Annotated in this window: 21 protein-coding genes; 15 read left to right on the top strand and 6 right to left on the bottom strand. The window is 68.4% G+C overall.

Translation table 11 applies throughout. The features are described 5' to 3' along the window. Positions 1–53: 53 nt before the first annotated feature. Positions 54–1,109, bottom strand: coding sequence for a patatin-like phospholipase family protein (locus ACFWMR_RS04985; protein ID WP_378377125.1), 1,056 nt, complete (start codon positions 1,107–1,109; stop codon positions 54–56). A 19-nt stretch (positions 1,110–1,128) separates the two neighbouring features. After that, on the bottom strand, positions 1,129–1,872 hold the full coding sequence (locus ACFWMR_RS04990) for a FadR/GntR family transcriptional regulator (RefSeq protein ID WP_378274011.1): 744 nt from the start codon (positions 1,870–1,872) through the stop codon (positions 1,129–1,131). Positions 1,873–1,932: 60 nt separating this feature from the next. Here ACFWMR_RS04990 and ACFWMR_RS04995 point away from each other — a divergent pair, with 60 nt between their 5' ends. The 9 genes from ACFWMR_RS04995 (at position 1,933) to ACFWMR_RS05035 (ending at position 11,145) form a co-directional block, all read left to right on the top strand. Then, positions 1,933–3,423 carry an ABC transporter substrate-binding protein gene (locus tag ACFWMR_RS04995; RefSeq protein WP_378377127.1) on the top strand — a complete coding sequence of 497 codons (1,491 nt, stop codon included), beginning with the start codon at positions 1,933–1,935 and terminating at the stop codon, positions 3,421–3,423. Beyond that, positions 3,420–4,364 (top strand): ABC transporter permease, encoded by a 945-nt coding sequence (locus tag ACFWMR_RS05000; protein WP_378274013.1) that lies wholly within the window; start codon positions 3,420–3,422, stop codon positions 4,362–4,364. Before ACFWMR_RS04995 ends, ACFWMR_RS05000 begins: the two co-directional genes overlap by 4 nt. Further along, complete coding sequence (locus tag ACFWMR_RS05005; protein ID WP_378377129.1) at positions 4,364–5,176, top strand: ABC transporter permease; 813 nt, start codon at positions 4,364–4,366, stop codon at positions 5,174–5,176. The genes ACFWMR_RS05000 and ACFWMR_RS05005 overlap by 1 nt, the downstream gene beginning before the upstream one ends. Then, positions 5,173–5,913: an ABC transporter ATP-binding protein gene (locus ACFWMR_RS05010; protein ID WP_378377130.1), complete on the top strand. Its 741-nt coding sequence runs from the start codon at positions 5,173–5,175 to the stop codon at positions 5,911–5,913. Before ACFWMR_RS05005 ends, ACFWMR_RS05010 begins: the two co-directional genes overlap by 4 nt. Further along, on the top strand, positions 5,910–6,683 hold the full coding sequence (locus tag ACFWMR_RS05015; protein ID WP_093934622.1) for an ABC transporter ATP-binding protein: 774 nt from the start codon (positions 5,910–5,912) through the stop codon (positions 6,681–6,683). The genes ACFWMR_RS05010 and ACFWMR_RS05015 overlap by 4 nt, the downstream gene beginning before the upstream one ends. Continuing rightward, positions 6,676–8,097, top strand: a complete 1,422-nt coding sequence (locus tag ACFWMR_RS05020) for an aldehyde dehydrogenase family protein (RefSeq protein ID WP_378377132.1) — start codon at positions 6,676–6,678, stop codon at positions 8,095–8,097. Before ACFWMR_RS05015 ends, ACFWMR_RS05020 begins: the two co-directional genes overlap by 8 nt. Continuing rightward, complete coding sequence (locus ACFWMR_RS05025) at positions 8,094–8,852, top strand: SDR family NAD(P)-dependent oxidoreductase (protein WP_378377134.1); 759 nt, start codon at positions 8,094–8,096, stop codon at positions 8,850–8,852. Before ACFWMR_RS05020 ends, ACFWMR_RS05025 begins: the two co-directional genes overlap by 4 nt. Before the next feature lie 10 nt (positions 8,853–8,862). Beyond that, positions 8,863–10,242, top strand: a complete 1,380-nt coding sequence (locus tag ACFWMR_RS05030) for an amidase (RefSeq protein ID WP_378377136.1) — start codon at positions 8,863–8,865, stop codon at positions 10,240–10,242. A gap of 195 nt (positions 10,243–10,437) precedes the next feature. Then, on the top strand, positions 10,438–11,145 hold the full coding sequence (locus ACFWMR_RS05035) for a hypothetical protein (RefSeq protein ID WP_378377138.1): 708 nt from the start codon (positions 10,438–10,440) through the stop codon (positions 11,143–11,145). Here ACFWMR_RS05035 and ACFWMR_RS05040 read toward each other — a convergent pair. Beyond that, the gene (locus ACFWMR_RS05040) at positions 11,142–11,996 is read right to left on the bottom strand and encodes an HpcH/HpaI aldolase/citrate lyase family protein (protein WP_378274022.1); all 855 of its coding nucleotides are present in this window, start codon (positions 11,994–11,996) and stop codon (positions 11,142–11,144) included. The two genes, ACFWMR_RS05035 and ACFWMR_RS05040, sit on opposite strands and share 4 nt — an antisense overlap. Further along, positions 11,993–13,063 (bottom strand): HpcH/HpaI aldolase/citrate lyase family protein, encoded by a 1,071-nt coding sequence (locus ACFWMR_RS05045; protein ID WP_378377139.1) that lies wholly within the window; start codon positions 13,061–13,063, stop codon positions 11,993–11,995. Before ACFWMR_RS05045 ends, ACFWMR_RS05040 begins: the two co-directional genes overlap by 4 nt. Positions 13,064–13,181: 118 nt before the next feature. On the opposite strand from ACFWMR_RS05045, the gene ACFWMR_RS05050 reads away from it, so the two are divergent. The 5 genes from ACFWMR_RS05050 to ACFWMR_RS05070 all read left to right on the top strand — a co-directional run bounded on the left by ACFWMR_RS05050 (position 13,182) and on the right by ACFWMR_RS05070 (position 20,346). Further along, positions 13,182–15,401, top strand: coding sequence for a serine/threonine-protein kinase (locus ACFWMR_RS05050; protein ID WP_378377141.1), 2,220 nt, complete (start codon positions 13,182–13,184; stop codon positions 15,399–15,401). Continuing rightward, positions 15,392–17,665, top strand: a complete 2,274-nt coding sequence (locus ACFWMR_RS05055; protein ID WP_378377143.1) for a serine/threonine-protein kinase — start codon at positions 15,392–15,394, stop codon at positions 17,663–17,665. Before ACFWMR_RS05050 ends, ACFWMR_RS05055 begins: the two co-directional genes overlap by 10 nt. 351 nt (positions 17,666–18,016) lie before the next feature. Further along, positions 18,017–18,667 (top strand): hypothetical protein, encoded by a 651-nt coding sequence (locus ACFWMR_RS05060; RefSeq protein ID WP_093934612.1) that lies wholly within the window; start codon positions 18,017–18,019, stop codon positions 18,665–18,667. Positions 18,668–18,686: 19 nt separating this feature from the next. Continuing rightward, positions 18,687–19,337: an NAD(P)H-binding protein gene (locus ACFWMR_RS05065; protein ID WP_378377145.1), complete on the top strand. Its 651-nt coding sequence runs from the start codon at positions 18,687–18,689 to the stop codon at positions 19,335–19,337. Between the two features lie 61 nt (positions 19,338–19,398). Next, a complete protein-coding gene (locus tag ACFWMR_RS05070) occupies positions 19,399–20,346 on the top strand; it encodes a ribose-phosphate diphosphokinase (protein WP_093934610.1) in 948 nt (315 codons plus the stop codon). Here ACFWMR_RS05070 and ACFWMR_RS05075 read toward each other — a convergent pair. Next, positions 20,343–21,641, bottom strand: coding sequence for a D-arabinono-1,4-lactone oxidase (locus tag ACFWMR_RS05075; protein WP_378377146.1), 1,299 nt, complete (start codon positions 21,639–21,641; stop codon positions 20,343–20,345). The two genes, ACFWMR_RS05070 and ACFWMR_RS05075, sit on opposite strands and share 4 nt — an antisense overlap. A 103-nt stretch (positions 21,642–21,744) precedes the next feature. Here ACFWMR_RS05075 and ACFWMR_RS05080 point away from each other — a divergent pair, with 103 nt between their 5' ends. Further along, on the top strand, positions 21,745–22,929 hold the full coding sequence (locus ACFWMR_RS05080; protein WP_093934608.1) for an amino acid deaminase/aldolase: 1,185 nt from the start codon (positions 21,745–21,747) through the stop codon (positions 22,927–22,929). A 417-nt stretch (positions 22,930–23,346) separates the two neighbouring features. Here the strand turns inward: ACFWMR_RS05080 and ACFWMR_RS05085 are convergent, their stop codons facing one another. Continuing rightward, on the bottom strand, positions 23,347–23,988 hold the full coding sequence (locus ACFWMR_RS05085; RefSeq protein ID WP_093934607.1) for a TetR family transcriptional regulator: 642 nt from the start codon (positions 23,986–23,988) through the stop codon (positions 23,347–23,349). Between the last annotated feature and the right edge of the window lie 22 nt (positions 23,989–24,010).

A 24,010-nucleotide genomic window follows, 5' to 3' on the forward strand; every position in this document is an offset into this window, starting at 1 on the left:
GATCAGGACCAAAAACGTCCTGAACGACCCTTTCATGACATCCGGGGGAGAGCTCAGCCCACGCCCGCGGCGGGGAACGGGAACCCGCCGGGAGCGGCCGCTTCGGGATCGACCCACTTCCGCATCCCCGCGTCACAGGCCGCGTAACCCCAGTTGATCAAGCGCTCCTGGAGCACTTCCGGCAGCTTCGTCAGCCGCGTCGGGGTCTCGGCCAGTTCATGGGTGGACTTCACCGGCGACGGAAGCGCGTCCTCCAGCTCGAAGTTCTCGAGGTTCACGTAAGAACCCCAATAGGCGCCCGCGAAATCCTTCTCCACATACGACTTCAGCAGCGCGCCCCGCCGCAGCTCGCGGACCTGGTTGTCGATCACATCGAGGACGCGCAGCAGCTGCCGTCCCCAGTCACGCTTGACCTTCGGTGTGACCTTCATCCGCTTGCCCGCGTCGCTGACCAGCACCGTCGCGTGCCCTTCGACCGGATCCAGGCCGAGGTTGTCGTAGACGCCGGCGTCGCTCAGCACGATCTTGCGGCCCGCCTCCTCCGACAGCGGATCGTGCAGCACCACCGGCGACAGCATCGGCGGGAACGCCGAGGACGCGGCCACCGCGGTGGCGAGCGGGATGTTCCCGTGCGGTCCGTCCTGCCGGAAGAACCACCACAGCGCGCCGTCCTGGAGGTTCGTCGCGGTGAAGACGAACTGCGGGCCGTCGGGGTCCAGATCCTTGAGACAGCAGTCTCCGAACAGGTGTTTCGCGTACACCCGCGCGAGTTCCTCACCGGCGCTTCGCCACGGCATCGCCATGGCCAGCAAGGTGACCGGGATGTCCAGTCGCGTACGCGCCAGATTCCGGACCGGCGCGACGACCGCGTCGTGGAAGTTGTTCGCGACACCGTTTTCGAACTTCAGGTCCGACCACGCGTGCGCGAGCGCGCCCGCGGCGATCGAACCGCCCGAGACGCTGGAGAACGTCGAGATCTTCGACAGCCAGCCGAGTTCGTTGAGCCGCCACAGGGCTCCGGTGTGAAACAGCATCGCGCGATAGCCACCGCCGGAAAGCGCCAGGCCGACGCCTTGGCGGGGGCTCGAAGGCTCCGTCTCATCCCCCATGTGAGCGAGTGTAGGGGGCTCAAGCAAGCAGAGGCCGCAACAGGCGTCGCTGTTCCACCGGGACGTACTCGGCGTAGTTGTCGTAGAGCGCCCGCTTGGCCAGCCGCGACGCGCGTTCGCCGTCCGAGTCCCGGATCGCTCCCAGCACCTCTTCGTGATGCGTGAGCCAGTTGCGCATCAACGCGGTCCGGTCGTCGGCGTGCTCCAGTTTGTCTTCGATGAGTTCCAGGACGACGCCGCGGACGACCTCGCCGCTGATCACCAGCAGCGGATTCCCCGTCGCACGGGCGATGGCCTCGTGGAACGCCACGTCCGCGTGGGAGAACTCCGCGAATCCCTTCGAGACGCCCGCGCGCATCGCCTCCAGCGCCGCGTCCAGTTCGGCGAGATGCTCTTCGGTCCTGAGCTGCGCGGCGAGCAGATGTGCGGAACCGTCGAGCACCATGCGGAACTGGAGGAGTTCGGACAGGCCGAGGTTCTCGGCCCGCGCCAGCCGGTGCATGGACCGGTGCAGCGCGGCGGGTGAAGCGGCCAGGACCTCGGGGCCGCGCGGGTCGCCGGGCCGCGAGCGGATCATTTCCGCCGCTTGCAGCACCCGCAGCGCTTCCCGCACGGTCGAGCGGCCGACGTCGAACTGGACCATCAGCTCGCGTTCGCTCGGCAGCCGGTCGCCGGGTTTGATCCGGCCGCTGAACACGGCTTCCTCGATCTGTTCGACGACGCGCTGGTACGCGCGGACAGGGGCGACCGGCTCGAATTCCATCTTGACCCTGCCGTCTCGTCTGGTTTACTGGTCAGACCAGTCTACCGGTCAGGGGGCAGGATGAAAGCCCGGATCCACGCGGCCGCGGTGGCGTTGCTGCTGGTGACGTCGGGTTGCTCCGCCGGTTCGAGCGCCACGGTCGCCAAGGATCCCGGCACGCTCGCCATCGGCTACACCGCCGAACCCGCGAATTTCGACTTCACCCGCACCGACGGTGCCGCCATCCCGCAGGCCTTGCTCTACAACGTCTACGAGGGCCTGGTGAAACTCGACGCGGACGCGAAGATCGTGCCGCTGCTGGCCGAATCGTGGACGGTTTCGGGAGACGGCAAGACCTACGACTTCAAGCTGCGGAAGAACGCGAAGTTCTCCAACGGCGCGCCGTTCACCGCCGAGGACGTCAAGTTCTCGCTGATGCGGGTCAAAACCGACTGGACCGTGTCGATCAAGTCCACAATGGACGTCGTCGACCGGGTCGACGTCGTCGCGCCGGACCACGCGCGGGTCGTGCTCACGAAACCCAGCAACGGCTGGCTGTTCAGCCTCACCAGCAGGCTCGGCGCCATGTTCAGCCCGACCGGCGTCGCGGATCTCGCGAACAAACCGGTCGGCACCGGGCCGTACACGGTGTCCTCGCGCCGGCGCGGCGATTCCATCGTGCTCAAGCGGAATCCCGATTACTGGGGCACCCAACCGGCGTACTCGACCGTGGTCCTCAAGTACATCAAGGATCCGACGGCGCTCAACAACGCCTTGCTCAGCAACGGGATCGACGTCATCTCCGCGATCACCGTGCCGGATTCGATCCCGCAGTTCCAGAGCGACGACCGGTTCACCGTCGTCGAAGGCACGACGAACAGCGAGGTCACGCTCGCGTTCAACAACGCCCGCCCGCCGCTGAACGACGTCCGCGTCCGCCGCGCGCTGTCGTACGCGATCGACCGGAAGGCGTTGCTGGACACGGCCTGGGCCGGTCGCGGCACGCTCATCGGCAGCATGGTCCCGCCGACGGATCCCTGGTACGAGGACCTCTCGAACGCGTACTCGTTCGATCCGGCGAAGGCGAAAGCGCTGCTCGCCGAGGCAGGACAGCCGAATCCGTCGTTGCGGCTTCGGATCCCGAACCTGCCGTACGCCGTTTCGGCCGCGCAGGTGGTGGCGTCGCAGCTGGCGGACGTCGGGGTCACGGTGACGATCGAGCCGCTGGACTTCCCGGCGGTGTGGCTCAAGCAGGTCTTCACCGACCACGACTACGACCTTTCGATCATCCAGCATGTCGAGGCACGCGACATCGTCACCTTCGGCAAGCCCAAGTACTACTGGGGTTACGACGGCAAGGACGTCCAGCAGGAGCTGGCGAAGGCCGACGCCGGAACGCCCCAGGAGCAGATCGACGCGATGCGGCACGTCGCGCGGCGGCTGTCCGAGGACGCGGCCGCGGACTGGCTCTTCCTGTTCCCCAACGTGATCGTGGCGAAGAACAAGGTGACCGGGTTCGTCCGCAACCAGGTCAGCGAGTCCTTCGATCTCACGGGATTGGCGCCGCGATGACGGTCAAGGTCGTGCGCCGGGTGGCGATCCTCGTGGCCAGTGTGCTGGTCGCGTCCATCGTGGTGTTCCTGTTCATGGCCGTGCTGCCGGGCGATCCGGCGCAGGTCGCGCTCGGCGTCAACGCGACGCCGGAGCTGGTCGCGAAGACCCGCGCCGAATTCGGCATCGACAGGCCGCTGGTGACGCAGTACTTCGACTGGATCGGCGGTGTCCTGCACGGCGACTTCGGCCGCTCGTACGTCACCCGCGAGGAGATCGGACCGGCGCTGACCGACCGGCTCGGCGTCACGTTGTGGCTGGTCGGGGCCGGGATGCTGGTGGCGTTGCTGATCGCCGTCCCGGCGGGCACGTTCGCCGCGGTGCGGCACCGGAAGGCCGACGGCACGGCGGTTTCCGGGCTGTCGCAGCTCGGCGTCGCCATCCCCGCTTTCCTCGCCGGCATCATCTTGGTGCAGATCTTCGCGGTGCAGCTGCGCTGGCTGCCCTCCGGTGGCTGGACGCCGCCGGTGCAGGACCCCGGCGAATTCCTCCGCGGTCTCGTCCTGCCCGCCTTGTCGCTGGGGCTCGTGCAGGGCGCGGTGCTCACGCGCTATGTGCGGTCCGCGGTGCTCGACACGCTCGGACAGGACTACCTGCGCACCGCGCGCTCCAAGGGACTCCGCCCGTTCCAAGCGCTGTTCCGGCACGGCCTGCGCAACGCCGCCGTACCGGTGGTGACGGTGCTGGGCCTGCAACTGTCGACGCTGCTGATCGGCGCCGTCGTCGTCGAGCGCGTATTCGTACTGCCGGGGCTGGGCAGCATGCTGCTCGACTCGGTGGCGTCGCGGGATCTGTTGTCCGTGCAGGGGATCGTGCTGGTCTTGGTGGTCGGCGTGCTGCTGGTGAACTTCGTGGTCGACGTCCTGTACACGGTGCTCGACCCGAGATTGCGAGGTTCCTGATGCGCCATCGCAGCCTCGTGATCGGCGGCGTCCTGGTCGCGTTGATCGTGCTCGCCGCGCTGCTTTCGTTCGTGTGGACGCCGTTCGATCCGGTGAAGGTCGACGCGCCGAACCGGCTGCACGAGTTCAGCGGCTCGAACCCGCTCGGCACCGACAGCTTCGGCCGTGACGTGCTCAGCCAGATCATGGTCGGCGCGCGGACGACGCTGTACGTCGGCGTGGTCGCGGTCGGCATCGCCGCGCTGATCGGGACGCCGCTGGGCATCCTCGCCGGGATGTCGTCGCGGTGGCTCGGCGAATTCGTCATGCGCGTCAACGATCTCGTCCTCGCGTTCCCCGCGCTGCTGCTGGCGATCATGTTCGGCGCGGTGTTCGGGGCCGACACGCTGACCGCGATGGTGGCGATCGGCATCGCGACCATCCCGTCGTTCGCGCGGATCGCGCGTTCGGGGACGCTGCAGGTGATGAGCAGCGAGTTCGTGCTGGCCGCGCGGTCGGCCGGTCGTTCGCGGCTGAACATCGCGGCGCGGCACGTGCTGTCGAACATCTCCGGGCTGCTGATCGTGCAGGCGTCCGTGTCGTTCGCGATCGCCGTGCTCGCGGAAGCGGCGTTGTCGTTCCTCGGCTTCGGCACGCGGCCGCCGACGCCTTCGTGGGGCCGGATGCTCCAGGAATCCCAGGTGTTCCTGACCCTGCACCCGCGGCTCGCGCTCGTGCCCGGCGTCGCGATCGCCATCGCGGTCCTCGGTTTCAACCTGCTCGGTGACGGCCTTCGCGATCGTCTCGACCCGCGATTGGCGGCGCGGCTATGACCCTCGAAGTCCACGATCTCGGGATCGGCGACCTGGTCCGCGGCGTCTCGTTCGACATCGCCCGTGGTGAGCGCGTCGGGCTGATCGGCGAGTCGGGGTCCGGGAAATCGCTGACGGCGTTGTCGATCATGGGGTTGCTGCCCGGGGAACTCGTCGCGTCCGGCTCGGTGAAACTCGACGGCCGCGAGTTGCTGGGCGCTCCGGAGAAGGAACTGTCGCGGTTGCGCGGCAACGACCTGTCGATGGTGTTCCAGGAGCCGATGACCGCCCTGAACCCGGCGATGCGCGTCGGCGCGCAGGTGGCCGAACCGATGCGGATCCATCGCAACGGGGGGAAACAGCGTGCCGAGGCGTTGCTGGATTCCGTGGGACTACCCGGGACTTTCCGGGCGTATCCGCATCAGCTCTCCGGCGGGCAGCGGCAGCGTGTCGTCCTCGCGATCGCGCTGGCCAACGACCCGAAGCTGCTGATCTGCGACGAGCCCACGACGGCGCTCGACGTCACCGTGCAGGCGCAGATCCTGGAACTGATCCTCGACGGCGTCCGCGAGCGGGAGAGCGCGCTGCTGTTCATCACGCACGACCTCGCCGTCGTGGCGTCGGTGTGCGAGCGGGTGCTGGTGATGCTGGACGGCGAGATCGTCGAAGCCGGCACCACCCGCGACGTGCTCACCGCGCCACAGCACGAATACACCAAGAAACTGCTGGCCGCTTCGGATCTGGAGGCGAGCCGATGATGATCTCCGTACGGGACCTCGAACGCCGCTACACCCGCCGCGATGTGCATGCCTTGCGCGGCGTCTCGTTCGACGTCGAAGCAGGTCAGCGCTTCGGGATCGTCGGCGAGTCGGGTTCGGGAAAGTCCACTTTGGTCAGATTGCTGGCCGCGCTGGACAAGCCGACGGCAGGCAGTGTGTCGTTCCAGGGCAAACGCGTCGACACGCTTCCGGAGCGGAAACTCGGCTTCCTGCGGTCGGAACTCCAGATCGTCTTCCAGGATCCGATGGGTTCGCTCGATCCGCGGATGCGGGTGCGCGACATCATCTCCGAGCCGTTGGGGCGCCGGGATCCCACGCGGGTCACGGAGCTGTTGAACGCGGTCGGCCTGCCCTCGGACGCCGCGGGGCGTTATCCGCATCAGTTCTCCGGCGGGCAGCGGCAGCGCATCTCGATCGCGCGGGCGCTCGCGCCGAATCCGAGCGTCCTCATCGCGGACGAGCCGGTGAGCGCGCTCGACGTCTCGGTGCGGAAGCAGATCCTCGACCTGCTCGCGTCACTGGTCGAGCTGTACTCGCTGACGTTGATCTTCGTCTCGCACGACCTCGGCGTGGTGCGGCACGTCTGCGACCGGGTCGCGGTGATGCGGCGCGGCGAGATCGTCGAACTGGGCGACGTCGACCAGGTCTACGACGCGCCGGAGCACGAATACACCAGGGAGCTGCTGGCGGCCGCGCCGAATCTGCGGGCCGAACTGGCGCGGCTTCGCAACGGAGGCGACGATGCTTGAGTATCCGGAAGGGCTGCCGATCGGCGACGGCTGGGTGTCCACTGTGGACTCCGTGCCGGTCGTGTTCCCGTACGACGGGAGCGAGATCGGCCGGGCGCCGGTCGGGACACCGGAGCTGGCCACACGGGCGATCGACGAGGCCGTCGCGGTGTTCAAGCAGGTCGCGGCTCTGCCGTCCCGGGTCCGCCGCTCGCTTTTGAACGACGTCGCGGCCGCTTTGGAAGCCCGGCGCTCCGACTTCGAGCAGCTCCTGGTCCTCGAAACCGGGAAGCCGCTGGTCGATTGCCGGGTCGAGGTCGCCCGCACGATCGTCACCTGGCAGGCCGCCGCCGAGGAGGTCTCCCGACTGCACGGCGAGACAGTGCCGCTCGATCTGCTGCCGTCCGGTGACGGGCTGGTCGGGTTCTGGAAGCGCAAGCCGATCGGCGTCGTGGTCGGGATCGCCGGGTTCAACTATCCGCTGCTCCTGGCGTCGCACAAGATCGCGCCCGCCATCGCGGCCGGCTGCCCGGTGGTGGTGAAACCCGCGCCGCAGACGCCGCTGGCGACGTTGTGGCTGGTGCACTTGATCCGGGAGCTGACCGACCTGGCCGCGATGGTCCAGCTGGTCACCGGGGACGCGGCCGTCGGTTCGGCGCTGGTCACCGATCGGCGGGCCGGCGCGGTGTCCTTCACCGGATCCGCGCTGGTCGGGCACCGGATCGCGCGCGACGCCGCGCCGACTAAGACGTTGCTGGAGCTGGGTTCCAACGCCGCTTTGGTGGTCGCGGAGGACGCGGATCTCGACGCGGCCGCGGACGCCGTGCTGCGCGGCGGGTTCTACGCGTCCGGGCAGGCCTGCATTTCGGTGCAGCGCGTACTGGTCGTCGACGCCGTCGCCGAGGAACTCACCGAACGGGTGCTCGCGCGACTGGGCGAGGTCGTCACCGGTGACCCCCGCGATGAGAAGACCCGGGTTTCGGCGCTGATCGACCCCGGGTCGACCAAGCGCGTTCAGGACTGGGTCGACAAAGCGGCATCAGCCGGTGCTCGGCTGGTCGGAGGCGGTGTCGACGGCACGGTGATCCGGCCGACGGTGCTGCTCGACGTGCCCGACGGCCTCGAATGCTGGGACGAGGAGATCTTCGGTCCCGTCGTCTGCGTCCGCCGCGTGTCCTCTGTGGACGAAGCGTTCGACGCGGTCAACGCCTCGCGCTACGGCCTGCACGCTTCGGTGTTCAGCACCTCCTTGAAGACGGCGTTCCGCGCGCTCGACGAGCTGGAGGTCGGTGGCGTGGTGGTCAACGAGGTGCCCGGTTTCCGGTCCGACACCATGCCGTACGGCGGCGTGAAGGACTCCGGGATCGGGCGGGAAGGGCCGCGATTCGCGGTCGAAGAACTGACCGTGACGAGGATGGCGGTGCTGCGACCGTGAGCTACGAGAACCTGTTCCGGCTGGACGGCAAACGGGCCGTCGTCCTCGGCGGCGGCAGCGGGATCGGCCGCGAATCGGCGAAAGCCCTGGCCGCGCACGGTGCCGAAGTGATCGTCGCGGACCGCGACGTCGCCGCGGCCAAGGCGACCGGCGCCGGAGAGGCGTACGAGATCGACCTGCTCGCCTCCGGTGCCGCCGCGAAAGCCGCCGTCGAACTCGGCGAGATCGACGTGGTGGTGCTGACCGCCGCGACCAACGTACGCAAACGGCTGCTGGAGTACTCGCGCGAGGAATTCGATCGGGTGATCGCGCTGAACCTCGGCGCGACGTTCGAGGTCGTCCGCGCGTTCGGCGCCGGGATGGTCGAGCGCGGGCGGGGGAGCATCGTCGGGTTCTCGTCGATCCGCGGCACCACCGTCGAGCCGGGACAAGGTCCGTACGCGGCGACGAAAGCCGGGCTGGTGCAACTGTTCCGCACGGCTGCGGCGGAGTTCGGCCCGGCAGGGGTGCGCGTCAACGCGATCGCGCCCGGCGTCGTCGAGACCCCGCTGACAGCGCAGATCAAAGCGAATCCGGACTGGTACGACGCCTACGCGACCAAGGGAGCGCTCGGCCGATGGGCGCGCCCGGACGAACTCGCCGGTGCCGTCGTCTACCTGGCCTCGGACGCGTCGTCGTTCGTGACCGGCTCCGTGCTGGCGGTGGACGGCGGCTGGACCGCGGTCGACGGCCGCTTCGAACCACCCGCGACGTAAGGAGCCCGCCGTGCCGGAGTTGCCCGATCTGACCGCCGTCGAACTGGTCGCTCAGTACCGCGCCGGGACGTTGTCGCCGGTCGAGGTCACCGAAGCGGTCCTCGCCCGTGTCGAGGCGCGCGAACCCGAACTGCACGCGCTCTACGCGTACGACCCGAGTGGCGCGCGCGAAGACGCGAAGGCGTCTGAAAGCCGTTGGCACGCCGGGGAACCGCTCGGCCCGATCGATGGCGTTCCCTTGACGCTCAAGGAGAACATCGCGACCCGCGGCACGCCGGTCCCGCTCGGCACAGCCGCTTCTTCGCTGGAACCGGCTTCGGTCGACGCGCCCGCCGCCGCTCGCGTGCGCGAGTCCGGCGGGGTCCTGCTGGGCAAGACGACCATGCCGGACTACGGGATGCTGACGTCCGGGCTGTCGAGTTTCCACACCGCCTCACGGAACCCGTGGGACACCGCGCGCACGCCCGGCGGCTCCAGCGCGGGTGCGGGCTCGGCGGCCGCCGCCGGCTACGGCCCGCTGCACGTCGGCACCGACATCGGCGGCTCGATCCGGCTGCCCGCGGGCTGGTGCGGACTGGTCGGGCTGAAGCCGAGTTTCGGCCGGGTGCCGGTGGATCCGCCGTTCCTCGGCCGCGTCGCCGGGCCGATGACGCGGACCGTCGCCGACACCGCGCTGCTGATGAGCGTCCTGTCCGGTGTGGACGGTCGCGATCACCTTTCGCTGCCGCCTTCGTCACTCGACTGGACTTCGTTGTCCGGTGAGGTCAAAGGCTTGCGGGTCGGGCTGCACCTGAACCCGGGCGTCGGACTCCCGGTGCTGCCCGAGACGATCGCCGCGGTCACCGAGGCAGCGCGGGTGTTCGAGACCGCGGGCGCCGTCGTCGAGCCGGTTTCGCCGTTCCTGCGCCGCGAAATGCTCGACGGGCTCGACACCTTCTGGCGCGTCCGCGCCTGGTCGGACCTGTCGGCCCTGCCCGAAGACCGCCGCGCGAAGGTCCTGCCGTACATCGCCGACTGGGCCGCCGGCGGCGCCGACGTCAGCGGTGTCGACGCCTATCGCGGCTTCGCGCAGATCGACGCCATCGCCGTCGCGACCCTGCGCGAGACCGAACGCTTCGACGTCGTCCTGTCACCGACCTGCCCGGTCTCGGCCCCACCCGCCGACTGGCCCTCGCCGACCAACGACCCGCGCCGCCCGTTCGAGCACATCGCGTTCACCTTGCCGTACAACATGTCCGGCCAGCCCGCGGTCTCGATCAACTGCGGCCACACCAGCGACGACCAGCCCATCGGCCTGCAAATCAGCGGCCGCCGCTTCGCTGACCTCGACGTCCTTCGCGCCGCTGCCGCCTACGAAACCCTTCGCCCCACTCCGCGCCCCTGGCCCTGATCCCCACGCATTTCGTCCTCTGAATGCGGTCGTTCGCGCCACCAACTACCGCGTCCAGAGGACGAAATGCGTCAGCTCGGGCGACTTTGCCTTGCCGGTCGGCAACAGAAAAGATCAAAGCCCCGGTGACATGACCAGCAGGTCAGGGGCCATCCGGGGCTATTCGTCGACCAGCTTAGCAGAGGAGTTTCGAGAGTGACCAGCGCTGACGCGGGGGACTGGATCGAAACCTGGCTGTCCAAGCCGAGGTTCGAAGTCTACCTGCGAGCGGCGAACCAGGACCGCGAGCGAGCCGTGCGCTTGTACGAGTGGAACGCGGCCGTATCCGCGGCGTTCCATCACGACCTGTGCCACCTGGAAGTGGCCCTGCGCAACGCCTATGACCGGGCATTGGGCAACGCCGTCGCGGCCGGGACGGCACATTGGGTTTTCCAAGCGACGACCATCTTCCCGTCGCGATGGCAGAAGGCGGCGAACGGTACGCGGTACGACGTCAACGAGACAAGCCGAAGGCTGATGGCCGAAGCCATCAGGAACGCGACCCCGAAGAGCAGGCGGCCCGCTGAACCGGCTGCGCCGCCGTCGCCCGGAAAGGTGATCGCCGAGCTCAGCTTCGGCTTCTGGCGGTATCTGTCCGCACGACGCCATCACGACCCGCTGTGGATTCCTTACCTGCATCTGGCTTTTCGCGCCGGGACTGACCGCCGTGACGTCGACAAACACGTCGAGCGCTTGCACAGACTTCGCAACCGCGTCGCCCATCACGAGCCGCTGCTCACCCTCGACGTCCGAGAGCACTGGAAAGACGTACAGGACCTCGCTGCGCTCATCTCGCCGCAGGTAGCCGCCTACATCGCGGCCAACAGCTCCTGTAACCGGCTGTTGGCCGCACGTCCCTGCTAGCCGGCGATCGCGTCGGCCAGCGCTAAGATCCGCCGCGCGTTCTCCACGTGCAGGTTCTCGATCATCCGCCCGTCCACGGTCACGACGCCCTGCCCGGCCGCCTGCGCCTCTTCGAACGCCGAGATGATCTTGCGCGACCGTGCGATCTCCTCTTCCGAAGGCGCGAAGATCCGGTTGCACGGCTCCAGCTGCGCCGGGTGGATCAGCGTCTTGCCGTCGAAGCCGAACTGGCGTCCTTGCAGGCATTCCGCTTCGAAGCCTTCGAGGTCCTTCACGTCGTTGTAGACGCCGTCGAGGATCGCCTTGCCGGTCGCCCGCGCGGCCAGCAGCGCGAGCGAAAGCCCGCCCAGCAGCGGCGCGCGGCCGGGGACGAACTCGGCGTGCAGTTCCTTCGCCAGGTCGTTCGTGCCCATGACCAGCACGGTCAGCCGCTCGGACGCCGAAGCGATCTCCTCCGCGTGCAGCATCGCGACCGGGGTTTCGACCATCGCCCAGATCTTCGTGTGATCCGGCGCGCCGCCGAGTTCCAGCGCGCGCTCGATGTTGTGCACCTCGGCGGCGGAGTTCACCTTCGGGACCACGATCGCGGCCGGTCCCGCCTGCGCGGCGGCGCGGAGGTCCGCGTCGTGCCATTCGGTGTCGAGGCCGTTGACGCGGATGGTCACCTCGCGCGAGCCGTACTCCTTCGACGAAGCGGCGGCGCAAACGCGTTCACGTGCGGCTTCCTTCGCGTCGGGCGCGACGGCGTCTTCGAGGTCGAGGATGAGGCCGTCCGCGTCGAGGGTCTTGGCCTTTTCCAGCGCTCTTTCGTTCGCGCCGGGCATGTAGAGGACGGAACGCCGGGGGTTCATGCGGAAGTCTCCTTCGTGGCCGCGTCGTACGCGGCGGCGAGTTCGGGGTCGTCGGCGGCCAGGGCGTCGGCGAGTTCGGCGACCACCCGGCACTGCTTCACCGAGGCGTCGTCCTGCATCTTGCCGTCGATCATCACCGCGCCGGTGCCGTCACCCATCGCGGCGATCACGCGGCGCGCCCAAGCCACGTCTTCAGGCGAAGGCGAGAACACCTTCTTGGCGATGTCGATCTGCACCGGGTGCAGGCTCCAGGCACCCACGCAGCCGAGCAGGAACGCGTTGCGGAACTGGTCCTCGCAGGCCACGACGTCGCGGATGTCGCCGAACGGCCCGTAGTACGGCAGGATCCCGTTCGCCGCGCAGGCGTCCACCATCCGCGCGACGGTGTAGTGCCAGAGATCCTGCTGATACGTCGTGCGCCCCGCGTTCAGGTCCTCGCCGGTCGGGTCCGTGCGCACCAGGTAACCGGGGTGCCCGCCACCCACCCGGGTGGTCTTCATCCGGCGGCTCGCCGCGAGGTCGGCGGGGCCGAGCGAGATGCCCTGCATCCGGGGGCTCGCGCCGGCGATCTCCTCGACGTTCGCGACGCCGCTCGCGGTCTCCAGGATCGCGTGCACCAGCAGCGGCTTCGTCAGCCCGGCCCGCGCTTCGAGCTGCGCGAGCAGCCTGTCGACGTAGTGGATGTCCTGCGCGCCCTCGACCTTCGGCACCATGATCACGTCGAGTTTGTCGCCGATCTCGGTGACCAGCGTGATCAGGTCGTCGAGCACCCACGGCGAGTCGAGGCTGTTGACGCGGGTCCACAGCTGCGTCTTGCCGAAGTCGGTCGCCTTCGCGATGGCGACGAGCCCGTTCCGCGCGGCCTCCTTGCGGTCGGCGCGCACGGCGTCCTCTAGGTTGCCGAGCAGGACGTCGACCTTCTTCGCGAGATCCGGGACCTTGGCGGCCATCTTCTCGTTGCCGGGGTCGAAGAAGTGGATCATCCGCGAAGGAGGCACGGGGATCTGGCGGAGCGGTTCCGGCGCCCCCACGGCGAGCGGGGCGAAGAAATCCTTCGGCGAACGCATCGTTCCTCCATCGCAACGGGCTAAGTGACCGACGGGTAACCCTAAACCCGGAAGGCGGGGAACCGCTGCGGCGCAGCTCACCTCCAAGGGGACACGATCGGGAATCGCGGAGGAATCTGTGGACGACTGGGCCTTGCCGGGTTTCACCGAGATGGGGTCGCTGGGCGAAGGCGGGTTCGGGCGGGTAGTACTGGCCCGGCACGACGAATCCGCGCAGGTCGTGGCCATCAAATACCTCTACGCGAGGTTCGCGGCCGACCCGCGAAGGCTGGCCGAGTTCCGCCATGAGGCCCAGGTCCTGAGCCGCGTTTCGGGGCCTCACATCGCCCGTCTGCACCAGTTCGTGGAGACGCCGCAAGGTGCGGCGATCATCATGGAGGCCGTTCACGGAATCTCCCTGAAAGAGATCCTCGGCCGCCAGGAGAAGCTCGAACCCGAAGCCGCGCTGGCCATCCTCAAGGGTTCGCTGCTCGGCCTCGCCGGAGCGCACGCCGCGGGCACCGTCCACCGCGACTACAAACCGGCCAACGTCCTGGTCACCCGGGAGGGGCAGAGCAAGCTCGTCGACTTCGGCATCGCCGTGCTCGCCGGACAGGCCGGGGTCGCCGCGGGCACGCCCGCGTACATGGCGCCCGAGCAATGGGCGGGCGGGATCGCCACGCCGGCGACCGACGTCTACGCCGCGACCTGCGTGTTTTTCCAGTGCGTCGCCGGGCACAAGCCGTACGAGGCCGAACAGACCGAAGTGCTGCGCACGCTGCACGAATACGCGCCGATCCCGTTCGGCGAGGTCCCCGAACCGGTCCGCGACCTCATCGCGCGCGGCATGGCGAAGGACGTCACCCAGCGACCGTCGGGCGCGGCCGAGTTCGTCGCCGAGCTGGAGTCGTCCGCCAGGAAGGCGTACGGCGAAGACTGGGAACGCAACGGCTGGCACTGGCTCGCCAAGGGCGCCGGTGTGCTGGTCGCGCTGTCCCCGTTGGCTTTGCTCGGCGCCGGGACCGCCGCCGCGCCGGTCATCGCGGGCGGCGCGGCGGGCGGTGTCGCGGCGACCACCGGCGGCGGGATCGCGGTCGGCCTCAAGGTGACCGCCGCGATCGCCGCCGTCACCGCGGCCGCCGTCGGCACGGTCGTGGTGGTCAACGCCAACAGTGACGATCCGCCGACCACGACGGTCTCCGCGATGCAGGTCGACCTCCTCACCCGCACCGAAAAACTCGACGGCTTCGACTTCAACGGCAAGTACGTCCGGATCACCGGCCTGAAGGACAAGGCCGTGGAAGAGCGGGTCAACAAGGCGCTGATGGCGCCGATCGACGGCTGGCTCACGAGCGTCTGGTCACCGGGCAACCCGCCGGAGAAGGAACCCGACGGCGACATCCCGCACATGTCCAGTACGGCAGAGGTACTGAGGCAAGACGACAAGGTGCTTTCGGTCGTCTACGAACGCTCGGTCGAAACGGTGCAGCTCGGGAATCACGGCGCCTACGACGTCCAGACCCTCGTGATCGATCTGTCCGGCGGCGAGGTGATCTCGACTCAGAGCCTGTTCGAGAACGTCGAGGGCAACGCCAAACGGATGCTGATGCTGGAAGAACGGTTCTACGCTTCGGCCAAACCGGGTGAATGCCTCGCCGAGCCGCCTTCACCGGCCCAGCACCTTCCCGCTCGGTCGTTGTCGGATCCGAACATCGACGACAGGGCCATCGTGCAGGCGGCCCCCGCGGCGAGCGGGATGGTCTTCCATGTCAGCGCCTACGTGCTCGGGTACGCGATGGCGTGCAATCCGACGACGGTCACCGTGCCCTACGACAGGCTGCTCGACCTGTTGAGTCCCAAGGCCATGCGACTCCTCGGCCTCTCGTCCACCGGCACGGGGGCGCCACGGACCAAAGAGACCGACGTCGGCCCCTTCACCATCGCCACACCGGAAAAGTGGTCACTGACCATGGCCGGGACGCCCGAGCGCCGGCTGGTGACCGCCGACCAGTGCGCGGGGGAGCACTGCGCGGGCGTCGTCTTCAGCGACAACTCCCGCATCGACGCGGCCACTCCGGCGTATGAACCGGGCAAGCCGTACAACCGGTCCAACGGCCCACGTCCGTGCCACTCCATCGGGGCACCGGGCGAAACGCAGGGATCACCCATCTTGCAGAAAAAGGACCTTCGCCCGATCGGCACGAAGAAGGCCGCCTACGAGGAGTGGCGGCTCACGTGCTCCGGAGGCGGCGCGGTCACCCAGCGAGTGTGGTTCCTGCCGAAAACGCAGCTCGTGATCGTGGACGAATGGAACACTCCAGGCCTCGACAAAATCCTGGAAGAGGCGCGATGGAACTGAGCGACGAGTGGAGACTGCCCGGTTTCACCGAGCTGGAGCAGCTCGGCACGGGCACTTTCGGCCGCGTGGTGCTCGCGCGCCAGGACAACACCGGCCACGTCGTCGCGATCAAGTACCTCTTCTCCCGCTTCGCCGCCGAGCCTGCCTATCTCGAAGCGTTCCGCCAGGAGGCGCTGGCCCTTCACCGCGTCGCCAGCCCGCACGTCGTGAAGCTGTACGAGTTCTTCGAGACGCCGCAGGGCGCCGCGATCGTGATGGAGGCGGTCAACGGCGTCTCGCTGCGCGCGGTGCTCCAGGCCGAAGGCGCTCTCGAACCCGAAGCCGCTCTCGCGGTCCTGAAAGGATCGCTGCTCGGGCTGGCCGCGGCGCACTCCGCGAACGTCGTCCACCGGGACTACAAGCCGGCCAACGTCCTCGTCGCCGACACCGGCGAGAGCAAGCTGGTCGACTTCGGCACGGCCGTCCTGGCGGGTGAACGGGGCCCGGCGGTCGGCACGCCCGCGTACATGGCGCCCGAGCAGTGGGCCGGCGGGCAAGCCACTCCGGCGACCGATGTCTACGCCGCGACCTGCGTGTTCTTCCAGTGCGTCGCCGGTCATCGCCCGTACGAGGCGGAACAGACCGAGGTGCTGCGCACGCTGCACGAACACGCGCCCATCCCGTTCGGCGAAGTCCCTCAGCCGGTGCACGAGATCGTCGCGTTCGGGATGGCGAAGGACCCGTCGAAACGACCTGTCGACGCGCTCACGTTCGTCGGCGAACTCGAACGCGTCGCCCGCGCCGGGTACGGCGAGGACTGGGAGCGCAAAGGCTGGTCTCGGCTGGCGAAGGCGACGGGCGTACTCGCGGCGGCGACGCCGTTGGTGCTGCTCGGCGCCGGTACGGCGGCCGCCCCCGGGGTCGCCGCCGCCGGAACGGGCGCGGTGGCCGCGTCGACCGGCGGGATCGCGGCCGGACTGAAGATCGCCATCGGCGTCGTCGCCGCGACGGCCGCCGTGGTCGGCTCGGTGGTCGTCTTCTCCGACGCGAGCACCCCGCCACCGCAGCCGCCGCCGACCAGTCAGCGGGCCGTCGCGCTCAAGGTCGCCATGAAGGACCGCTCCGGGACGGTGCCCGGCACGACCCTCCCGTTCCGCGGGCAGTACCCCGAGGTGGCCGGCGGACCCGATCAGGCCTGGTCGAAACGGGTCAACGACGCGCTGACCGCGCCGATCGACGAGTGGAACTCCGAGACCGGACCGGGTGCGGCGAAGCTGGTCGAAGAACACGGCGGCGGCCCGTACGTCCTCACCACCAAAGCCGACGTGCGGATGCAGAACGAGAGGTACCTCTCGGTCAGCTACGAACACGGCCTCGACAACGCTCCCCACCCGACGTGGAACTTCGGCCGCTCCAGCGTGCTGATCGACCTGACCAGCGGAACCGCCGTCGCACCCGCGGATCTGTTCCGCCCCGGGATGTTCTCCGACCAAGGCATGTTGACTCTCAGCGACCTGCTCTGGCCCGATCACGACCAGGGTTGCGCGCTCACCACCTGGACGCCGATCAAGCCGTCCGACCTGGCCGGACCGGGGGAGCTCAAGGTTTTCCCGGCCTTCACTCCCGCCGAGGTCGAGCTCACGATCAACTTCAACCGGCTCGGTTTCGAGACCGCCTGCGGCGTCCAGACGATGAAGCTCCCCTACGACAAGCTCTCCGATCTGCTGAAACCCGAACTCGTCGCGGGGCTGACGGGCGGCAAGACCGTGAAAGGGACGTCATCCGCCCCGCCCGGGCGAGGATTCACCGACGTCTCGGCGGGCGCGCTGACCCTGCACCTGCCGAAGGACTGGGCCGTGGTCTCGCAGGGACTGGAAAAGGTGCTCGTCGCTCCCGGCTGCCCGGACCCGAAGAAGTACTTCAACTGCAAGTACGTCCTCCTCACGGACAACGCCCAGCAGTCCGCCGAGCAGCCGCCGTACCGGCCGGGCGGCTTCTACCGGCGCAGCGCGGGCGGCCGGGCGTGCAACGCCGCCGGACGCAAGGACCTCCGCCAAGAGGGTGACGCCGCGCGGACGACTTCCGCCACCGCACCGGTCGGCGCGGCGACGGCGACCTACGAGGAGTGGACGATCCAGTGTGTTCCTCGTGGACAGACGGGTGGAAGCGGCGAGACACAAGTGACCCAGCGGATCTGGTTCGTTGCGGACAGGCAAGTAGTGGTGATGGACGAGTGGCGGACACCGGGCGTCGAAGATCTCCTCCGCGCCGCGACCGTCTCCTGAGCTGACCTGCGATGGTCCACAGTGGAATGAGTATTCATTGGGCTGAATGGCCTAACGTTTTGCATCCCTTGCCGTGCCAATGTTCGGTGTCGGTCAGTCCGTACTCGTGACCGTTCGGAGACAACCGGTAACACCACTTACCTCGTTCTCACTCGGTTGGCGGCACGGTCGGACTGAAGTCGAATGACCGCCTACCGACCGGTCACCGATGACAAGGTGCCGCCGATCGCAGCCACTCGCGTTGTCCGGCGCCGCCGCCTCCCCGCCCTGTTAGACAGTTCATGTGCCGCTTCCACCGAGGTGGCACGGGATGAAGAGCCTTAGGGAAACCAGGTTCGAAGGAGGCGGAACGTGGCGGCTACACCGAACATGGAGAGCTCGACGGTCGCCGGTGGCGCGAAGCGCAGCCGGTCACTGCCGAGCCGGGTGGTGCCGCCGATCGAACTGCCCGCGAGCGTCGAGGAGCTTTCACGCAAGGCGGCGGCCCTGCTCGGCTGGAACGGCATCGTCTTGCCGGAGACCACCGTGCTCGGCCGCAAGATCTGCGTGGTCGCCCGGCTCCGCACCGACGTGCACGCGGAGCGCATCGCGATGGGCATGGGTCCCGTCGTCGATCGCGCCACCGTCGACACCTGGACATGGCCAGAGCTGGCCGCGACCGCACCCGCGCCGGCCGCCGAGATCATCGGCGTCCTCGCGGTCGCCCGGCACTGGCGCACCGCGATGGCCTCCGCGGTTCCGTTCGCACGTTACGGCGAGGCCGCGATGGTGCTCCCATCGCCAGCCGTATTGACGGAAGACTACGTCGGCAACTGCCTGCCGCGTGCCCGCGCCTACGGCCTCGGCATCGTCACCGCCGACCCCAACGCCGTGACCGACCTCGACCTCGAGGGCCACAACGAGCGCATGCTCCTGGACGAAGACCCGGTCTCACGCCTGGTCAACGAGATCGTCTACGACCAACTGCTGCGCGCGACCGAGCTCCCTGCCGAAGTCGACTGAACCGGCTACCGTCGGGTCCATGCGAGTAGTCATTGCGGGTGGACACGGACAAATCGCGCTGAAGCTGGAGAAGCTCCTGGCTTCGCGCGGTGATCAGGCGGTGGGGATCGTGCGCAATCCCGACCACGTCGCCGATCTCGAAGCGGCGGGCGCGGAAGCCGCCGCCCTCGATCTGGAGAAGTCCGATGTGGACGCCGTCGCCAAGGTGCTCGACGGCGCCGACGCCGCCATTTTCGCTGCGGGCGCCGGTCCAGGCAGCGGCACGGCTCGCAAGGACACTGTGGACAGGGCGGCCGCGGAACTCTTCGCGGCCGCGTCGGAACAGGCGGGCGTCCGGCGGCACATCCAGGTCGGGTCCATGGGAGCCGACAAATGGGAGACAGCGGACGTCCCGGACGATTTCCGGATCTACCTCAAGGCCAAGAAAGCGGCCGAGGACGATCTGCGAGCCCGCGATCTCGATTGGACGATCCTGCGGCCGGGGCAGCTCACGAACGACGAAGGCACCGGCCGGATCCTGATCGCCGAATCCACCGGACGCGGACCCATTCCCCGTCAGGACGTCGCCGCGGTCCTCGTCGCGCTGCTCGACGATCCGTCGACGGCGGGCCGCGTCCTCGAAGCGATCTCGGGTGATACTGCTATCTCTCAGGCCGTTTCCGCTCTGTGAAAGCCCCTGCTCTGGCTAGTGTGTGGACGTAATCCGTCAGATAAGTGAACGGAGAAAGTCCTTGCGCGAGGACATCGCGGTCTTCAGCGGCAGCGCACATCCCGAGCTCGCCGAAGAGATCTGCACTCATCTCGGAGTTCCCCTGCATCCCGTGAAGGTGCAGCGGTTCGCCAACGACTGCCTCGAAGTCCAGCTCGAAGCGAACTGCCGCGAGCGCGACGTCTTCCTGATCCAGCCTTTGGTGCGGCCGGTGCAGGAACACCTCGTCGAACTGCTGCTGATGCTGGACGCCGCGCGCGGCGCGTCGGCGAAGCGGATCACCGTCGTCATGCCGCACTACTCGTACGCCCGGTCGGACAAGAAGGACGCGCCGCGGATCTCGATCGGCGGCCGTCTCGTCGCCGACCTGCTGGCGACCGCCGGCGCCGACCGCGTCCTCGCGATGACCCTGCATTCGCCGCAGGTGCACGGCTTCTTCAGCGTCCCGGTCGATCACCTGCACGCGTTGCAGGAGCTGGCCAAGCATTTCCGCCAGTACGACCTCTCGGCGACCACTGTGGTCTCGCCGGATCTCGGCAACGCCAAGGAAGCCGCGCATTTCGCCCGGCTGCTCGGGGTTCAGGTCGCCGCCGGTGCGAAGCAGCGTTTCGCCGACGACAGGGTCGAGATCAGCTCGGTGATCGGTGAGATCACCGGCCGCGACGTGATCGTCCTCGACGACGAGATCGCCAAGGGCAGCACGGTGATCGAGCTGCTCTCGAAGTTGCGGGAGCTGAAGCCGCGCTCGATCCGGGTCGCCTGCACGCACGGGTTGTTCTCCAGCGGCGCGCTGAAGCGGATCGGTGAGCAGGACGACGTGCTGGAGATCGTCTGCACCAACACCGTGCCGATCCCGCCCGAGGAGCAGAGCCCGAAGCTGCGGGTCCTGTCGATCGCGCCCGCGCTGGCGGAGGCGATGCGGCGGATCCACAACGGGGAGTCGGTCAGCGCGTTGTTCGAGACCGCCTAGCCCAGGACCCGGTCGAGGTAGGTGTTCGTGAAGACCCCGGCCGGGTCCACCTCCTTGCGGACCCGCGTGAAGTCGTCGAATCGCGGGTACCGCGAGCGCAGCGTCGCCGCGTCGAGGTCGTGCATCTTGCCCCAGTGCGGGCGGCCGCCGACCGCGCCGACGATCGACGCGAATCCGGCGAAGTACTCGCGGTAGGGCATTCCGACGAACTGGTGGATCGCGATGTAGGCGGAGTCGCGGCCGTTCGCCGTCGAAAGCCAGATGTCGTCCGCGGCGGCGACGCGCACCTCCACCGGGAACGCGACCGGGTTCTCCAGCTTCGGGACGAACGCGCGGAGTTCGGCGAAGACGTCGTGCAGCGATTCGCGGGGGATCGCGAACTCCGACTCGACGAACCGGACGCCGCGATGCGTCACGAAGACGCGATGCGATGTGTCGCTGTATTCGCGGGCGGAGAGGATGTTCGAGGCGAACCGGCCGAGCGGCTGGACGAGTTTCGGCACCGCGCGGCCGAGACGGCACAGGCCGCCGAACGCGACGTTCTCCGTGACCTCGTAGTCGATGAATTCCTTCACCTTGCTCAACGGCTTGTGTTCGCTGCCCGCCGGAAGCCGGTTGTTGCGCTTGACCAGCGCGTTCTTGCCGTAGGGGAACCAGTAGAACTCGAAGTGGTCGTTCTCGTCGGCGAACCGGTCGAAGCCTTCGAGGACCTGTTCAAGGGGCTCCGGCCGTTCCTGGGCGGAGAGCAGGAACGACGGTTCACACCGCAGGGTGACCGTGCTGATCACGCCGAGGGCGCCGAGGCCGACCCTCGCGGCGGAGAAGAGGTCGGGGCGTTCGTCGGCCGAACAGGTGACCACGGTGCCGTCGGCGAGGACGAGTTCGAGCGCGGCGATCTGGGTGGCGATCCCGCCGAGCCGGGCGCCGGTGCCGTGGGTGCCGGTCGAGATCGCGCCGGACACGGTCTGCGCGTCGATGTCGCCGAGGTTGGTCATCGCCAGCCCGAGCGCGTCGAGTTCGGCGTTGAGCTGCTTGAGCGTGGTGCCCGAGCGAACCGTGACCAGGCCTTTCGCGACGTCGGCCGACGCGATGCCGGTCCAGCCGGTCAGGTCCATGGCGTCCGAATCGGCCGCGGCGATCGCCGTGAACGAGTGACCGCTGCCCAGCGGGCGCAGGCGCCTTCCGTCCGCGGCGGACCGGCCGATCGCCTCGGCGATCTCCTCCGTGCCGCGCGGCCGGTGCACGCGCAGCGGCGACGCCGTCGCGGTTCCGGCCCAGTTGGTCCACCGAGTCATGCGCCACCCGTTTCGTGAGGCTCTGCTCTTGCGATGTTCGAGTGCCGAAACAGTAAGTGAATAGTATTCGCGTTTCAAGCCCTTCTGTCGTACCTTAGTTCGGGTGACCAGTGCGACGGTGTACGACTTGGCGACGAAGGATCTGGATCCTCCGTTCGCGGTTGTCGACTTGGATGCGTTCGACGCGAACGGCGCCGACCTGCTGAGGCGGGCGAACGGCAAGCCGATCCGCGTGGTCAGCAAGTCCGTCCGCTGCCGATATCTGCTCGAACGCGTGCTCGCGCGGCCCGGCTTCGAAGGCCTCATGTGCTACTCGCTCGCCGAAGCCGTCTGGCACGTCGAGCAGGGGACGTCCGAGGACATCGTCGTCGCGTATCCGACCGCCGATCACGGCGCGTTGCGACGGCTGGCGGCGAACGACCGGGCGCGCGCGGCGATCTCGATCATGGTCGATTCGCCCGAACACCTCGACCTGGTCGATGCCGCGCTGGGACAGGGGCATCCCGAAATCCGCGTCTGCCTCGAACTCGACGCTTCGTGGCGGCCGCTGCCCGGAGTGCACATCGGCACTCGGCGCTCACCCGTGTTCAGCCCGCGGCAGGCCGCGGATCTGGCGCGGACCATCTTGTCCCGCAAGGGTTTCCGGCTCGTCGGGATGATGGCGTACGAAGGCCAGATCGCCGGGCTCGGCGACGCGGCGGGCGGTGGCGTCAAGAACTCGGCCATCGGCTGGATGCAGCGGAAGTCCATTGTGGAGATCGCGAAACGCCGCGCGGCCGCGGTGAAAGCGGTGCGGGCGCTGGCGGATCTGGAGTTCGTCAACGGCGGCGGCAGCGGCAGCGTGGAGTCGACCGGCGCCGAAGCGGCCGTCACCGAGATCGCGGCGGGCTCGGGCCTGATCGGGCCGACGTTGTTCGACGGCTACGCGCACTTCTCGCCGCGCCCGGCCGCGATGTTCGCGCTCCCCGTCGTCCGGCGTCCGGCGCCGAAGGTCGCGACGCTCTTCTCCGGCGGCTACATCGCTTCGGGCCCAACGGAGTCTTCGCGCCAGCCGACGCCTTACCTGCCCGAAGGTCTCTCGCTGCTCGGATTCGAAGGCGCCGGCGAAGTCCAGACCCCCGTGTCCGGCGAAGCGGCCCGCCACCTGCGGCTCGGCGACCGCGTCTGGCTGCGCCACGCGAAGGCCGGCGAACTCGCCGAACGCTTCACGCACTACCACGTCGTCATCGGCGACCGCGTCGACCGGACCGTCCCCACCTACCGAGGCGAGTCCCAAAACTTCGGCTGACCCGCGAACCCCACCCCCCACCCGTCCCTGGGGGGCGCGCCCCGCACCAGCGTATCGGGAGGGGGTGTCGGGGGAGGGGGAGCCGAGGTGGGAGGGGCGAGGTTGTCCACAACTGTGGGTGGGTGTGGACAAGTTGTGTGGATAACTGGATAAGGCCAGGTCAGACTGGGTCAAGGCGTGGTTGGTGGGGGACGTGTGACTGCTGAGACTTGGGATCCGGGCATCGGTGGACACGAATGGAGCAAGGGGGATCCACCGGTGACGGCAAGGCCCCCTTCGAGACGATGAACGTCCTGAAGGGGAGACTCCAAGTCCACAATGGACCGATCAAGGCCGAGGTGCTCCCAATGTGGCATTGGGGACACTCAGCGTCCCCAATGCCACATTGGGGACGCTGGCCCAGGACCGCAAGGAGCCTCAGGCACCGAACTTGCTCGCCAGGTAGCCCTTCACGACCGACTTTGCCTCAGCCACGATCCGCTCGTCCCCTCTTGGGTCCCGGCGGAAAGCCAGCTTCAGCAGCGCGTCCGCCGTCTCGTTCGCGATCGTCAAAGCGAACCGGATGTCGTCCAGTGGCGACGCGATCCGCGCCGAAAGGATTTCGGTGAGGGCGTCGACGATGACGGCGTTGTTGTCGCGCGTCTCGTCAAGCAGCTGCCGGTCCACGACGTCACCGAAGTGGACCTTCGAGAATCCGGGCACCTCACGGTGCATCGCCAGATAGATGTCGAGGATCGAGTCCACGACGTCCCACCAGTGTTCGGGCGCGAGTTCGTTGAGCGTCTCCGAAACCGAGGCGACGAACCGTTCGAGATTGCGCTGCGTCAGCGCCTGCACCACGGCCCGCTTGTCGGGGAAGAACTGGTACAGCGACCCGACGGCCACCCCGGCGCGCTTGGCGATCAGCGTGGTCGTCAGTGCGTCGTAACCGAGTTCGTCGATCAGCTGGGCGCTGGCGTCGAGCATCTGCTCCACCCGCTTGGCACTTCGTTGCTGGACGGGCTGCCGCCGGAGCGGAGTCGTCTCCGCTTGCGGTTTCGCGGCCTGGATGTCGGACACTCGGGCTCCTCCTTCGCTGATC

This window comes from Amycolatopsis thailandensis (assembly GCF_042723255.1).
Taxonomy (GTDB): domain Bacteria; phylum Actinomycetota; class Actinomycetes; order Mycobacteriales; family Pseudonocardiaceae; genus Amycolatopsis; species Amycolatopsis thailandensis.